General features: G+C 73.8%; 11 protein-coding genes and 1 tRNA gene. 6 read left to right on the forward strand and 6 right to left on the reverse strand.

From position 1 onward, the window contains the following. Positions 1-87 precede the first annotated feature (87 nt). Positions 88-161: transfer RNA gene (locus BLQ97_RS13695), tRNA-Ile, on the forward strand. Here the strand turns inward: BLQ97_RS13695 and BLQ97_RS13700 are convergent. Together BLQ97_RS13700 and BLQ97_RS13705 are read right to left on the reverse strand one after the other, a co-directional pair. Continuing rightward, complete coding sequence (locus BLQ97_RS13700; protein ID WP_091366947.1) at positions 121-453, reverse strand: ATP-binding cassette domain-containing protein; 333 nt, start codon at positions 451-453, stop codon at positions 121-123. The genes BLQ97_RS13695 and BLQ97_RS13700 overlap by 41 nt on opposite strands. 34 nt (positions 454-487) lie before the next feature. Then, complete coding sequence (locus tag BLQ97_RS13705; protein ID WP_245692172.1) at positions 488-937, reverse strand: DUF6326 family protein; 450 nt, start codon at positions 935-937, stop codon at positions 488-490. 230 nt (positions 938-1,167) lie between these two features. On the opposite strand from BLQ97_RS13705, the gene BLQ97_RS13710 reads away from it, so the two are divergent. Both BLQ97_RS13710 and BLQ97_RS13715 read left to right on the forward strand, forming a co-directional pair. Then, positions 1,168-2,316, forward strand: coding sequence for a sensor histidine kinase (locus BLQ97_RS13710; RefSeq protein WP_091366586.1), 1,149 nt, complete (start codon positions 1,168-1,170; stop codon positions 2,314-2,316). After that, on the forward strand, positions 2,316-2,963 hold the full coding sequence (locus tag BLQ97_RS13715; protein ID WP_091366587.1) for a response regulator: 648 nt from the start codon (positions 2,316-2,318) through the stop codon (positions 2,961-2,963). The genes BLQ97_RS13710 and BLQ97_RS13715 overlap by 1 nt, the downstream gene beginning before the upstream one ends. A gap of 662 nt (positions 2,964-3,625) precedes the next feature. Here the strand turns inward: BLQ97_RS13715 and BLQ97_RS13720 are convergent. Continuing rightward, positions 3,626-4,600, reverse strand: a complete 975-nt coding sequence (locus tag BLQ97_RS13720) for a hypothetical protein (protein ID WP_091366588.1) — start codon at positions 4,598-4,600, stop codon at positions 3,626-3,628. A gap of 487 nt (positions 4,601-5,087) precedes the next feature. Between BLQ97_RS13720 and BLQ97_RS13725 the strand changes: the two genes are divergently transcribed. After that, the gene (locus BLQ97_RS13725) at positions 5,088-6,134 is read left to right on the forward strand and encodes an NAD(P)-dependent alcohol dehydrogenase (RefSeq protein WP_281181410.1); all 1,047 of its coding nucleotides are present in this window, start codon (positions 5,088-5,090) and stop codon (positions 6,132-6,134) included. A gap of 50 nt (positions 6,135-6,184) precedes the next feature. On the opposite strand, the gene BLQ97_RS23625 is transcribed toward BLQ97_RS13725, so the two are convergent. After that, entirely contained in the window at positions 6,185-6,967 is a 783-nt protein-coding gene (locus tag BLQ97_RS23625; RefSeq protein ID WP_217637193.1) for a hypothetical protein, read from the reverse strand. Between the two features lie 153 nt (positions 6,968-7,120). Between BLQ97_RS23625 and BLQ97_RS13735 the strand changes: the two genes are divergently transcribed. Next, entirely contained in the window at positions 7,121-8,689 is a 1,569-nt protein-coding gene (locus BLQ97_RS13735; RefSeq protein ID WP_091366591.1) for an LCP family protein, read from the forward strand. On the opposite strand, the gene BLQ97_RS13740 is transcribed toward BLQ97_RS13735, so the two are convergent. Then, positions 8,682-9,560: a nucleoside hydrolase gene (locus BLQ97_RS13740; protein WP_091366949.1), complete on the reverse strand. Its 879-nt coding sequence runs from the start codon at positions 9,558-9,560 to the stop codon at positions 8,682-8,684. The genes BLQ97_RS13735 and BLQ97_RS13740 overlap by 8 nt on opposite strands. A 401-nt stretch (positions 9,561-9,961) precedes the next feature. Here BLQ97_RS13740 and helR point away from each other — a divergent pair, with 401 nt between their 5' ends. Then, on the forward strand, positions 9,962-11,989 hold the full coding sequence (gene helR, locus BLQ97_RS13745) for an RNA polymerase recycling motor ATPase HelR (protein ID WP_245692173.1): 2,028 nt from the start codon (positions 9,962-9,964) through the stop codon (positions 11,987-11,989). 15 nt (positions 11,990-12,004) lie between these two features. Here helR and BLQ97_RS13750 read toward each other — a convergent pair whose 3' ends face one another. After that, the gene (locus BLQ97_RS13750; RefSeq protein ID WP_091366592.1) at positions 12,005-14,026 is read right to left on the reverse strand and encodes an alpha-amylase family glycosyl hydrolase; all 2,022 of its coding nucleotides are present in this window, start codon (positions 14,024-14,026) and stop codon (positions 12,005-12,007) included. Positions 14,027-14,106 lie beyond the last annotated feature (80 nt).

Consider the following 14,106-nt stretch of genomic DNA (forward strand, 5'->3'; position numbering starts at 1 on the left):
TGAGATGTGACCGGAAGGTGACTGTGAGTTGCCTGGACGCCGGTCGAGCGGGATGACGGCGTCTGGCAGGCTGGAGCGCACTCGTTCGGGGCGGTAGCTCAGCCGGTCAGAGCACGGGACTCATAATCCCTGGGTCGTGGGTTCGAGCCCCACCCGCCCCACCGGTGGAACCCCAGGTCGACAGCGTGCCCCTCGGTCTCCGATCGTGAGGTTCGGGTCCCGTGCCAGCACGGTGCCCACGGTCCGCGGGGTGTCGCTGCTGCCGGAGGGCTTGCCCGTGACGGTGCCCGACGCCGGCTGGTCCGGTCCCGTGGTCGTGCGCACGGTCGTGGACCCGCCGGCGCCGTTCGGGCCGAGGGACCCGGTGACGGTCCCGGGCGCGATCGTGGAGCTGAGGGAGTGCCCGACGGTGGTGCCGCCGTGCGGCTCGGTGAGCTCTTGTGCCTCGATCACGACCGGACCGCCTCTGGGGACGTGCGGCGGGCGGTCAGGCCCGCTGCGCCGCGCGGAGCGGCTCGTCGTCGAGGCTGATCGCCCCGGTCGCCGGCGACGGGGTGCGGCGTGGCCAGGTCCAGGCGGAGCGCAGGACGAAGGCCAGGATCAGCACCTCGAGTCCGATCGTGAGGCCGAAGAACCAGGTCCAGGACTCCCCGACCGCGTTGTACACCGAGACGGGGACGTAGAGCGTTGCCACGACGAGGTTGGTGGCGCGGTTCACACGGGCCGGCAGTGTCGTGGAGAACAGGACCATGAGGCTCGGGATGGCCACGACCGTGACCCCGATGACGACGAAGGTCTGGCCGATGTCGTAGGTGTGGATCCTGCCGGCCAGTATCTCGTCGACGTACCCGGGCGTGAACAGCTGGAAGTAGTCGACGTAGATGTAGAGGAACATGACGCTGGTCCACGCTGCTGCGAGCTTCGCTCGCACGGGCACGCGCGAGTCCTCCAGCGTGCTCCGGGACGGCGAGGTCTCCAGCGCGGTGTGGGATCGAGGCGCTCTCATCACAGTGCTCCTTGGTCGGACCGGGTAGGTGCTGCCACCGTCACGGATGGCGGCGGCGGGCACATCGGCCCCGAGGCCCCCTCCGACCTGGCCGTCGGCACAGCCGAGCCCTCGTACTTTCGGCCGATACCCCGAGCACGCGGGCTACCTAGGCTGGTCAGGTGGCCACCAGCGCACTCCGCTCGCTGTGGGCCGAACCTCGACCCACGGGTGCCCCTGAGCAGGGGCCGCGGGACTGGGCCCTGGTCGCAGCACTGGTCGGCTGGTCCCTCGGGGAGCTGGTGCTCCGCCAGGACCCGGCGCCGCGCCCGCTGCTCCTGCTCTACGTGCTCGCGGTCCTCGGCCCCCTGCTGTGGCGACGCACGCACCCGCTCGCCGCGGTCGCGGTCTCCTTCGGCACGTTGACGATCCTCGACGTCGTCAGGATCCTCACCGGGTCGCAGGGCGTCCTGCTCGACATGAACAGCATGTCCGCGGCGCTGATCCTGCCCTACGCCCTGTTCCGGTGGGGCTCCGGTCGGGAAGCCGCGATCGGCCTCGGCGTCATCCTGCTCTGGCTGCCCGTCACCAGCACCGCCGACCCCACCGGCCTGGTGGGGACGGTCGAGGGTTACGGGCTCTTCCTGTTCGCCGCCGCGCTCGGCGCCGCGGTCCGCTACCGCGCGAAGAGCCGCGTCCGCGACATCGACCGGGCCAAGGCCCGCGAACGCGAACAGCTCGCCCGTGAGCTCCACGACACCGTCGCCCACCACGTCTCGGGCATCGCCGTCCAGGCCCAGGCAGGACGCGCCGTCGCGGCCAGCCACCCCGAGCGTGCCGTCGAGGCCCTGGCCACCATCGAGGACGCGGCGACCCGCACCCTCACCGAGCTGCGCGCCATCGTCGGGGTGCTCCGCGCCTCGCAGGACACCGGGTTGGCACCGCAACCCGGCGTCGCCGAGGTCGAGCAGCTCGCCACCGACGGCCAGGCCCGTCCGTGCGTCGAGGTGGCGCTCTCCGGCGAGCTCGACGACCTCAGCCCGGCGGTCGGCGCCGCGATCTACCGCCTGGCCCAGGAGTCCGTCACCAACGCCCGACGGCACGCCCGCCACGCGACCCAGGTCACCGTCGCCGTCACCGGCGACGCCGACCGGGTACGGCTGACGATCGAGGACGACGGCTCCCCCGCCGGCGGCCGCGCCCCAGCGGGCTACGGCCTGGTGGGCATGCGGGAACGCGCCTCACTGCTCGGCGGCACCTTCTCCGCAGGCCCCGCCGCCGAGCGGGGCTGGCGGGTGGAGGCGGTCCTGCCCCGGACCAGGAGGCCATGATGAGCATCAGGGTCCTCGTCGCCGACGACCAGCCCATCGTGCGCACCGGGCTGACGATGCTGCTCGACGCGCAACCCGACATCGACGTGGTCGGCGCGGCCGCCGACGGGCGCGAGGCCGTCCGCCTGGCGCTCCGGCTGCGCCCCGACGTCGGCCTGTTCGACATCCGGATGCCGCTCATGGACGGCATCGAAGCCACCCGGCGCCTCGCCGGCCCCGACGTGCCCGACCCCCTGCCGATCGTGGTCATCACCACCTTCGACCTCGACGAGTACGTCCACGGGGCGCTCCGGGCCGGCGCCCGCGGGTTCCTGCTCAAGGACGCCGGACCCGCCCTGCTGACCCAGGCCATCCACGCCGCCGCCGACGGAGACGCACTGATCGCACCGAGTGTCACGGTCCGACTGCTCGCAGCGTTCGCCCACGGACAGACCTCACCACCGAGGCAGCCGGTGGAACCGCTCACCGCCCGCGAGGAGGAGGTCCTCGTGCCCGTGGCCCGAGGCCGCACCAACGACGAGATCGCCGGCGAGCTCTACATCACCCAGAGCACCGTCAAGGCCCACCTCGCCAGCCTCATGCGGAAGTTGGGCGCCCGGAACCGCGTCGAGCTCGCCATGTGGGCCCACGAGACCGGCCGCGCCTGACGCCGCAGAGTCTCCCGCAGCCGTCCGCCGCACCCGCAGCGTCCCCGGGGGCGGATCGGTCGAGAGCACGAGCCGTCCCCATCGGCCAGGCCGACCCGGACCCGCGGACGGATGTCCCCGTCGAGTCGCCCCCCTCATCGTGACGTCCATGGCGATCGACCACCGAGGGCTCGTCACTGCGGGGACGGGCCCCTCGGGCAGCCGGCGCCCTGTACCTGCTCGTGGTCGTCCTGGGCGGCGCCGCCCAGCTGGCCGCCCGCGCCGGCACCCGCCTGTACCGGGCACCGCACCTCCTGCCGGACAGCACATGGACGCCCAGCCGGCCACGTTCTAGGGCAGCCCGGTCGGCGACATCGCGATGGCCGCGCTGTTCGTCACCGTCGGGGTCGCCCTGTACCTGCTGTTCCGACACATCCAGCGCGACGCAAGGTCAGGTCGGCCACCCACCTCACCAGCAGCGTCTCCACCACGTGAATAGAGGGAGGGCCCGGCACAGCGTCATCATCCTGATGCACCTGCATCCACGGACGAGGCCGTCCCCGATAGGGACAGCGGCCGTGTGACTCCCATCCGCGCCAGGACGGTTGAACGTTGCACTGTCACCAACGGCGCACCCTTCCGCATGGCGAAGACCCCACGCGATCACGAAGATGGTGCGAGCCTCAGGCCGTCCTCGTCACAGCGTCGACCTCCTCCAACACGGAGGCGGCACGCCTGTCAATGACTCCGGTGAACAGTTGTTGGGCGTATCCCAATACGAGTGCCCATGCGATTATCTCGCTGCTGGTGTCCAGCACTTCGATACCTGGGACCAGACCTGCGTTCACCAGGATGATGCCGAACAGAGCAATCAGAGCGCCGGTGGCCGTCTTCAACAGCACGAGAGCCAGCGAGAGGTTGTACGGATCGCCACTGCCTCTGAGGTTCTTGATCGCTATGGCAGTCGACAGAGCCGCGCCGAGAACCCCCAGGAACTCGAGGAAGACGATGTTGATCGGATCCGCGAGCTGAGCTGTGACTTCGTCCACGTCCCCGAATGACCCGTCAGGTATGGAGGAAGTCAAGGGACTGGTTGCGGTCGGGCAGGCGACCTGCACGCGGTCGGCCACGGTGCTGGTGAAGCAGACCGGGAAGAGGCTGGGATATGCAGAGCCCAGCACCCCGGCGATCGTTGCCAGGATCACGAGGGAGCCCGTGGTCGCCAGGATGATGCGTCGAAAACTCTCCAACCGAAGACGATTGCGTCGATCCTCCTCGTTGACTGCTACGGCGCTTGCGACGATCACCTGCCTGTCGTCCTCGGTGTACTCGACGGATTGCGTGACGGTGGCGAGCTGCTCGAGCCTGAGGAGTCGCAGGTCATCGGGAGCCAGTGCCTTGCGAGCCTGCATGACGAGGTTGGGAAGCGCTCCGTGGAGAAAAGAGGTGGGCGCCAGCCGCAGAAGGTCCGTTTGCGCGGAGTCCAGATGAGCGAGGATCACCGTGAGGCTTGACGCGGACGGCGTCTTCCCCAGTTGCTCCTCCGCGGCGTCCAGGTTGGACGAGATGACCTCGATGAGCTCCTGTGGCTCCGAGATCTGAGTTTGTGTCTGCACCCAGCCCTGAAGGTGCCGAAGCCGCTTGGTGAGCGCCGTCAACTCTACTTGCCAATCACTTCGGCGCCGGCGTCGCATCCTCTCACTCCCCTGTCCGGAACTGCACGTCGAGCTGATCGAAATCCCGCGCGACGATCCTCGGGAGTCGTTGCGCCTCTGGAGCCGCGTTGAGTGGGGACCAGAGGTCAAATGGATGGAGGAAAGACCTGTGGCAGCCCTCGGGGCGTCGCTGTTGCGGTTCATCGGTAGCCGAGGCGAACCTCGGGCCCGACACCGTAGGCACCGGGCCGTCACGACGCCGTCAACGTGGGATGACCCCGAAGGCCCTGCCCACAGCGGACCTAGCGACCGCTCGAGATCAGCACCGGCGCGACGTGCACAGGGCGTGCGGCCGGTGAGATCTCGTCCTCCGCCGCAGACCCCGAGGGTGAGAACAGGGGCTCCCTCCGCCGAGGACGGCATCCGTAGCGTGGACCTCGCGGTGAGGCGGTCCTCCCCGACGCACTTCGACACCCCGCAGGAGGAGCCCGTGCCCACGACCGTCAAGGCGTACGCCGCCACGTCCCCCACGGCGCCGTTGACGCCGACGACGGTCGAGCTCCGGGACGTCGGCCCGCACGACGTGCGCATCGACGTCCGCTACTGCGGCATCTGCCACTCCGACATCCACACCGCCCGCGGCGAGTGGGGGGCCACCGCCTACCCCGTCGTGCTGGGCCACGAGATCACCGGGGTCGTCGCCGAGGTGGGCCCCGAGGTGACCCGGTTCCGGGTCGGCGACCGCGTCGGCGTCGGCTGCCTGGTCGACTCCTGCCGCGAGTGCCGGTACTGCCGGCGCGGGGACGAGCAGTTCTGCACCGAGGGCTACGTCGAGACCTACTCGAGCACCGGCCGGGACGGCCGGCCGACGCAGGGCGGCTACGCCGAGGGCATCGTGGTCACCGAGGACTTCGTCCTGCGCATCCCCGACGGCCTCGCGCTCGACGTCGCCGCGCCGCTGCTGTGCGCGGGCGTCACCGCCTGGTCCCCGCTGCGCCACTGGGGCGCCGGTCCCGGCACGCGGGTCGCCGTCGTCGGCCTCGGCGGGCTGGGCCACGTGGCCGTCCAGCTGGGCTCCGCCCTGGGGGCCGAGGTCACCGTGCTGTCGCAGTCGCTGAAGAAGCAGGAGGACGGCCTGCGGCTGGGCGCGACCCACTACGCCGCCACCAGCGCCCCGGACACCTTCGCCCGGCTGGCGGCCTCCTTCGACCTCGTCCTCAACACGGTCAGCGCGTCGGTCGACGTCGACGCCCTGCTGTCCCTGCTGGCGGTGGACGGCACGCTGGTCAACCTCGGCATCCCCGAGCACCCGCAGTCGCTGGACGTCCTGTCGCTGCTCATGCGGCGCGTCTCCTACGCCGCCTCGAACATCGGCGGCATCCGGGAGACCCAGGAGGTGCTCGACTTCTGCGCCGGACACGGCATCGCCGCGCTGGTCGAGACGATCGCGGCGGACCGGCTCGACGAGGCCTTCGACCGGGTCGTGGCCTCCGACGTGCGCTACCGCTTCGTGCTCGACACGGCCACGCTCGCCTGATCCGCGGTCCTCGAGAGCGGGGCACCCCCGCAGGTGCGGTGCCGGTGGCGTCAGCCTCGGCTCGGTTCCGCGGTGGCCGTCGGGGGAGCCGGTGCCGGCACCGGGAGGACCGGTCGGGGCCACGGGCCGTCCAGCGTCGTGCCCCCGTCGCACTCCAGCGGGCGCGGGGCCGTCTCGGTGACCGAGAAGCCCGCGCCGCGCGCCGTGACCGTCGCGGGCACTGCGCGCTCACACGTGCCCCCGTAGGCGAAGTCCACTCCGAACCCAGCGGTGAACGGGTTCCAGGAACCCTCCGCTGTCGTCATCGCCAGCGGAGCGACCCGGGTGTTGCCGTAGGTGTCGGAACCGCTGATCTCGACCACCGTGTCAGGCGGGAAGCCGAGTAGACCGACCCGCCAGTACCACTGCCCATTGGTCGAGTCGCGCGACGGTCCGACGAACGCGATGTCGGGCACGCCCTGGAACGGCGGGGGCTCCGCCGGCGCGAGCGCCCGGGCCGGCGTGCTGGGGATCTCCGGGGCGGCACCCGTCGGGCGCACCGGGGACGAGGACGGATCCGCGGCCTGGCTGGGGGCTGGCGGTGGCGGTGCCGTCGGCTGTGCCGTCGTGGCACTCGCCGGCGCAGGACTCGGCGTCGACGCGGACGTCGCCGGACCACCGGACGGATGGACCTCCGCCTTGCTGCTCGGTCCTGCAGCGGACGTCGACCCAGCACCGTCGGCGCCCACCACCGAGCCACCCCAGCCGGCCAGTCCGGCCACGAGCACGCCGCCGGCCGTCAGAGCAGCCACCTTCACGCGCGCGTCGAGCAGCCGTGAGCCAGGGCGCACCATGGGCCTCCTGTCGGGTCGCGGCGGTCTCGGAACACCGCCGACTCCTCCTATCGGCTTGGGCAGCGCAGCGTTGAGCCGACGCCACCTCCGCCGACCCCCGGCCCCGCGCGCCGCGGGCCCCTGCGGGACGCCGACCGCCCCTAACCTCGCCCCGTGGACCGGGACCGGGACGAGGACGGCGCAGGCCGTCCCCTGCCCCCGCGGCTGGACCCGCGTGCCGGCCGCCCCGCGCACCCGCACGGCGCCGCCGCAGCCCCGGGGCCGCCGACCCCGCAGCCGCCGGCGTCGCGCGCCGGCCGGGGCGCGGTCGTGGCGCGCGCGGTCGCCGCCGTCCTGTCGGTGGTGCTGCTCGGGGTGAGCGGCTGGGGCTGGTACCTCACCCGGGTCGCCGAGGCGACGGTCACCCGCACCGACGCCATCCCCGGCTCGGGCAACGCCGACGCCGACGGCACCGCCGAGGCGGTGAACCTGCTGCTGGTCGGCAACGACAGCCGGGCCGACCTCACCCCCGAGCAGCTCGAGGACCTCAGCGCCGGCACCGACTCCGGCACCAACACCGACACGATGATCCTGGTGCACCTCCCGGCCGACGGGTCGAGCGCCTCGTTCGTCTCCTTCCCCCGCGACTCCTACGTGGAGATCCCCGGGCACGGGACGGACAAGCTCAACGCCGCCTACGCGTACGGCTACGGCGACGTCGACGGGTCCGCCCCGGACGAGGAGCGCCGGGCCGGTGGCCGGCAGCTGCTGGTGCAGACCATCAGCGGGCTCACCGGGCTGCGCATCGACCACTACGCCGAGGTGGACCTGCTCGGCTTCTTCGAGCTCAGCAGCGTCGTCGGCGGCGTGGAGGTCAACCTGTGCTCGGCCGTGGACGACTCGGCGTACTCCGGCGCGAGGTTCGACGCCGGCGTGCAGACGATCGAGGGCGCCGACGCGCTCGCCTTCGTCCGCCAGCGGCACGGCGTCCGCCCGGACGGCAGCCCGGCGCTGCCCCGCGGCGACCTCGACCGCATCGTGCGCCAGCAGGTGTTCATCGGCGGGGTGCTGCGCAAGGTCCTCTCCCAGGACACGCTGCTCGACCTCGGCAGGCAGCGGCGGCTCATCGAGGCGGTCTCGCGCTCGCTGACCATCGACCGCGACCTGGTGCTGCTCGACCTCGCCCAGCAGATGCAGGCGGTGCGCCTCGACGACATCCGGTTCCAGACCGTGCCGATCGCCGACCCCGACGCGGAGGACGACGACGGCCGCTCGATCGTGCGGCTGGCCGACGAGGAGACGCTGCGGGCGTTCTTCGCCGAGCTGTCGGCCGAGCCGGAGGCCGCTCCGCCCGCGCCCGAGGCACCGGCCACCGTGGCGCCGTCGGAGGTGTCGGTGGAGGTCTACAACGGCTCGGGCATCCCCGGCCTGGCCGCCGACACCGCCGCCGGGCTCGAGGCCGCCGGGTTCGTCGTCACCGCGACCGGCAACGCCGCCACCAGCGACCACGAGCAGACCGTCGTCCGCCACGCGCCGGGCGACGAGGTCCTGGCCGCGACGCTCGCGGCCGCCGTCCCCGGTGCCACCACCGAGGTCGGCGACGACGTGGAGCCCGGGACGGTCCAGCTGGTCCTGGGCAGCGACGCCGCGGGCGGCGGCGCGGCGGAGGCGCCGGACGGGTCCGCGGCGCCCGCTCCCGCCGAGGGGGGCCGGACCGCCGACGACACCAGCTGCATCAACTGAGCCCGGGCCGCCACGACCGGTCCTCGTGCCGGCGGAGCTTGGCCAGCATGTCGCCGAACAGCAGCCGGACGTCGACGTCGGTGTAGACGCGGCGCGCGGGGGCGTCCGCCGCGGACGGGACCTCCCGGGAGGTGCTCGACTCGTCGCTCAGCGCGGTGAGGAGCACCGGCGGGCTGTCCCCGAGCGGCCAGACGCCGCCGAGCCGCACCCACTCCGGCAGCGGCAGCTCGACGAACCGGTCCCACAGCCACCGGCCCACCCGGCCGCTGCCGGCGAGGTCGTGCTCCAGCTCGGCGACGGAGTACGCGCACCGGCGGTAGGTCTCCAGCGGGAACTGCCGGACGGCGAGGTCCGGCTGCGCGAGCACCGCCTCGGCGGCCCGCGGGTCGGTGTCGCGGTTGTACTCGGGGGCCTCCGGAGCCAGGGCGCCACCGACCCACACCAGCGTCAGCCGGGTGGCGACGTCGGGTGCCTGCTCCAGCGCCGCGGCGACGTTGGTCAGCGGGCCCGCGCAGACGACGATCAGCGGCAGGTCGTCGTCCCGCCGCGCCGCGGCGACGATCGCCGCGGACGCCGCCGAACCCGGGCCGCCGGGCTCGAACGCCGCCTCCGCCCCCGTGTGCACCGGTGGCCGCTGCAGACCGCCGACCAGGTCCACCAGCTCCTGCGCCAGCGCCGCACCCCGCTGCGCGGTGCCGTCCCCCTGCCCGAACACCGGGTTCAGGAAGGAGCTGGTGACCGCGACGACCCGGTTGGTGGGCGAGAGCAGGTGGTGGGCGAGGGCGACGAGGCCGTCGGGGTCGCCGGCCCAGTCGTTGTCGACGACCACGCGGCACTGCTCGGCCAGTCGCAGCTGTCCTGCGGGGGTCATCGGGTCCTCCTGCGGCTCGGCACGGTGCGGCGCGCACACGATGACCCGGACGCCGTCGTCCCGGCAGGCCCGCTGCCGGTGGATGGCACGGCTGCGCGGGAACCCGGGGGCGGAGGGAGAGGACGGAGGAGAGGGACCACACCTCCTCCCACTTCAACCTATAGCGCAGCCCCGGGCTTGCGGCAAGACCCGGGTGGGGCCGCACACTCGCCGGCCGGAGCGGGGACCTGCGGACTCGGGAGGCACCAGGTGCAGACGTCGACGACAGCGGGGACCGGGGCGACGGCGCGGGTGACCAGCGCCTTCGACCTCCCCGCACACCTCGCCGCCAAAGCCGACCCGGCGCTCGTCGGCCGGGACGAGGAGCACCTCGCCGCCGTGGCCGAGGCCTCCGGGCGACGGTGGCCGACCTGTCCGACCGTCTCGCCGCCGAGCGCCGCGCCCCGGGCGGGTCCGGCCAGGCGGCGCTGGACCGGGACCTGGAGGTGCACCGGCTCACCGCCCGGCTGCGCACGCTGCGCCGCTTCGGCCTGGACCTCTGCCTCGGCCGCACGGTGGGCGCCGACGGCGGCGAGCCGGTGTACGTCGGGCGCCTCGGCCTCACCGACGCCGCCGGCCGCCGGCTGCTGGTCGACTGGCGCTCCCCCGCGGCCGAGCCGTTCTTCGGCGCCACCCACGCGAACCCGATGGGGCTGGCCAGCCGTCGCCGCTACCGCTGGACCCGCGGCCGGGTCACCGACTACTGGGACGAGGTGTTCACGCCCGACGGGCTGGAGGGGCACGCGGCGCTCGACGACCAGTCCGCGTTCATCGCCAGCCTGGGCAGCAGCCGGTCCCCCCGCATGCGCGACGTGCTCGGCACCATCCAGGCCGACCAGGACGCGATCGTCCGCGCCGGCTCGCAGGGCCCGCTCGTCGTCGACGGCGGCCCGGGCACCGGCAAGACCGTCGTCGCGCTGCACCGCACCGCCTACCTGCTCTACTCCGACCCGCGGCTGGGCCACCACCGCGGCGGCGTGCTGTTCGTCGGCCCGCACCAGCCCTACCTGGCCTACGTCTCCGACGTCCTGCCCGGTCTCGGCGAGGAGGGCGTGCTCACCTGCACCCTGCGCGACCTGGTCCCCGAGGGGGCCGCGGCCACGGTCGAGACCGACCCGCGGGTGGCCGCCCTCAAGGGGTCGGCGGACCTCGTCGCCGCCGTCGAGACGGCCGTCCGCTTCTACGAGGAGCCCCCGACGCGGCGGACGACGGTGGGGACCCCCTGGGGCGACCTGCCCCTGGACGCCGCCGACTGGGCCGAGGCGTTCGACGCGCGCGAGCCCGGGACACCGCACAACGAGGCACGCGAGCAGGTGTGGGAGGAGCTGCTGGCGATGCTGGCCGACCGGCTGGAGGACGGCGGCGTCGACCCCGACCGGGTCCGCGAGGCGCTGCGGCGGGACCGGCAGCTGCGCGCGGCGTTCACCCGGGCGTGGCCGCTGCTCGAGCCGACCGACGTCGTCGCGGACCTGTGGTCGGTGCCGGCGTACCTGCGCCGGTGCGCGCCCTGGCTCGACGCGGAGGAGGTGCGGCTGCTGCAGCGCGCCGAGCCCCGGGCCTGGACGGTGTCCGACCTGCCGCTGCTCGACGCCGCCCGGCAGCGGCTCGGCGACCCGGAGCACGCCCGCCGTCAGCACCGGCACCGCGCCACCGTGGCCGCCGAGCAGGAGCGCATGTCCGCGGTGATCGACGAGCTGATCGCGACCGACGACTCCGAGCTGCTGCTGATGACCAGCCTGCGCCACGCCGACCTCCGCGACGCCCTGGTCGACCGGGCGGCCCTGCCCGTCGCCGACCGGGACGCCCTCGCCGGCCCGTTCGCGCACGTCGTCGTGGACGAGGCCCAGGAGCTGACCGACGCCGAGTGGCAGGTGCTGCTGCTGCGCTGCCCGTCCCGGAGCCTCACCGTCGTCGGCGACCGCGCCCAGGCCCGGCACGGCTTCCCCGAGTCGTGGCAGGAGCGGCTGCGCAGGGTCGGGCTGGGCGAGGTGCGGCTGGCCTCGCTCACCGTCAACTACCGGACACCGGCGGAGGTCATGGCCGAGGCCGAGCCGGTCATCCGCGCGGTGCTCCCCGACGCCAACGTGCCCACCTCCGTCCGCAGCACCGGCGTGCCCGTCGTCCACGGGTCGGTGGCCGAGCGGGACGCGGTGCTCGACCGCTGGCTCGCCGCGCACGCCGAGGGGACCGCCTGCGTCGTCGGCGACCCCGGGTTCCGCGCGACGGCGCGCGTGCAGTCGCTGAGCCCGGAGCTGGCGAAGGGCCTCGAGTTCGACCTCGTCGTCCTCGTCGACCCCCAGGCGTTCGGCGGCGGTGTCGAGGGGGCGGTGGACCGCTACGTCGCGATGACCCGGGCCACCCAGCAGCTCGTCGTCCTCACCAGCGGCTGACGCGGGGCGCCGTCGTCAGCCCACCCGGACCAGGACGACGACCTCGGCCGGCGGCACGTCGCGGACCTCGACGTAGGCGGGTTCGCCCGGCGCCGTCCGGCCCCGGACGGGGAGCCGGTCGCCGACCCGGTGGGGACCGCGGTAGCCGGCCGGGTCGGCGGCCTGCGCGGTGTTGGCCACCACTTCGTACCGGCTGCCGGGTGGGGCCAGCTCGGCGGCGACGACGACGTCCCCGCCGCGGGCGGCCGTGCCGTTCGGGTTGACCGCGACGACGGCCTCCTGCACGTCGAGGACGCGCGACCACGCGACCAGCTCCCCCGCCGGCGGCAGCTCGAAGCCCCGCCCCGGCAGCCGCAGCGGTCGCGGGTACTGCCGGCCGATGCGCAGCGCCGGGTGGGCGGCGCGGACCGCGCACAGTGCGGCGATGCGCACGTAGGCCGGGCTGTCCGGGTCGAAGGCGTGCCGGCCGCTGGTGCCGAACGGGCCGAAGCCCGGCAGCGACGCGTCCACCTCGGCCACCTGGGTCGCCAGGGGCTCGGTGTGCGCGGCCCGCGGGTGCTCCGGCCCGAACATCGCCTCCCGCAGGTAGCGGTCCGCGCTCCCCCAGCCCTCCTCCCGCAGGTGCTCCAGCTGGGAGTGCGCCGGGCCGGCGAAGGCCTGCTCCGTGCCGTAGTAGACGCACGGGATGCCGAGGGTGAACAGCTGGACCGCGGTGGCGGCGCACACCTGGTGGTCCTTGACCGGGGAGTCGTCGGGGATCTCCGCCGAGAACCGCAGCTTCGCCCCGAAGACGTGGTCGTGGTCGTCGAGCACCGAGACGTGCCGGTCGCCGAGGGACCGGTGCGAGCCGAACCCCTGGCTGGCCGCGTCGAAGCCGGACAGGTACTCCGCCCCGGGGACGAGCCCCTTGCCCACCGCCGTCAGCGCGAGCCGGGCCGACCCGATGTCGAGCGCGGCACCGAGGTTGTGCTGCAGCACCGCCAGGTGGTCGAGCACGAAGTCCTGCTGGTCGTCGCCACCGGCGATCTCGCCGACCAGCAGGAAGTTGCGCTTGCCCAGGGAGTCGGCGTACTCGCGGATGGCGCCGCAGAAGGCGCGGGCCTCCTCCAGGGCCATGTGCTTGACGGTGTCGATGCGGAACCCGTCGCAGTCGGTGAGCGCGATCCAGTACCGGTAGCAGGCGACGAGCTCGGCGAGGACGTCGCCGGTGTCGAGCGCGAAGTCCTTGAGGGTGAGGAAGTCGGTGCGCTTGTGCTCGGCGTGCGGGTCGGCGATCGAGCCGGCGCCGAGGACGCCACAGCCGGCCCGCGTGTAGCACCCCGGGTGCCGCAGCTCCTCCGGCCAGACGCCGTCGTCGGCCTCGTCGACCGCGTCCCCGTCGACGGTGGCGGGCCGTCCGGCGGAGTCGCGCCACGCGAGCCGCCAGTCCCGGCCCTCCCCGGACGCGGGGTCGGTGTAGTGACCGGGCCACGGGAGGTAGGGCGGCCGGACGGTCTCCGCGTCCAGGTCGTGCCCCGGGGGGACGTAGGCCCAGTTGTCGCCGCTGTGGTTGACGATCACGTCGAGGACCACCCGCAGCCCGTGACCGTGCGCCGCCGCGACGAGGTCGACGAGGTCCTGCCGGGTGCCGAAGCGGGGGTCGACGTCGAGGAAGTCCTGGATGCCGTACCCGTGGTAGGTGTCCAGGTGCGCCCGCTGCCGGAAGACCGGTCCGATCCACAGGGCGGTGACGCCCAGCCCCCGCAGGTAGTCCAGGCGACCCCGGACGCCGTCCAGCGTGCCGCCCTGCCAGCGGCCGCCCGACTCGGCCCACCGCTGCCAGCTCCACCCGTCCCGGTCCACCCGGCTGCGCAGGTCGCGGACCTCCTGCCGGGTCAGCAGCGGCCGGCCCGCCTCGCCACCGTCGCTGAACCGGTCCGGCAGGAGGAAGTACAGGACCTCGTCGCGCCAGTCCACCGGGGAGGGCCAGGAGCCCGTCCCGGCCTGCGCCCGTGCCGCGACGGACCGGGCCTGCCCCGTGGACGTGAGCCGTTCCATCGCGTCTCCCCCCGACGCAGGCCGGGTGCCCGCGGACCGCACGGACGCTAGGGCCGCTGCGTCACCGGGCCGTCACGGCT

Source organism: Geodermatophilus telluris, from assembly GCF_900102745.1.
Taxonomy (GTDB): Bacteria; Actinomycetota; Actinomycetes; order Mycobacteriales; family Geodermatophilaceae; genus Geodermatophilus; species Geodermatophilus telluris.

What these genes read in the sequence shown, in the direction of transcription:
- BLQ97_RS13715 (WP_091366587.1), top strand. Translation starts at nt 2,316, where the DNA reads ATGAGCATCAGGGTCCTCGTCGCCGACGACCAGCCCATCGTGCGCACC.
- BLQ97_RS23625 (WP_217637193.1), bottom strand. Translation starts at nt 6,967, where the DNA reads ATGGTGCGCCCTGGCTCACGGCTGCTCGACGCGCGCGTGAAGGTGGCT.
- BLQ97_RS13740 (WP_091366949.1), bottom strand. Translation starts at nt 9,560, where the DNA reads ATGACCCCCGCAGGACAGCTGCGACTGGCCGAGCAGTGCCGCGTGGTC.
- BLQ97_RS13750 (WP_091366592.1), bottom strand. Translation starts at nt 14,026, where the DNA reads ATGGAACGGCTCACGTCCACGGGGCAGGCCCGGTCCGTCGCGGCACGG.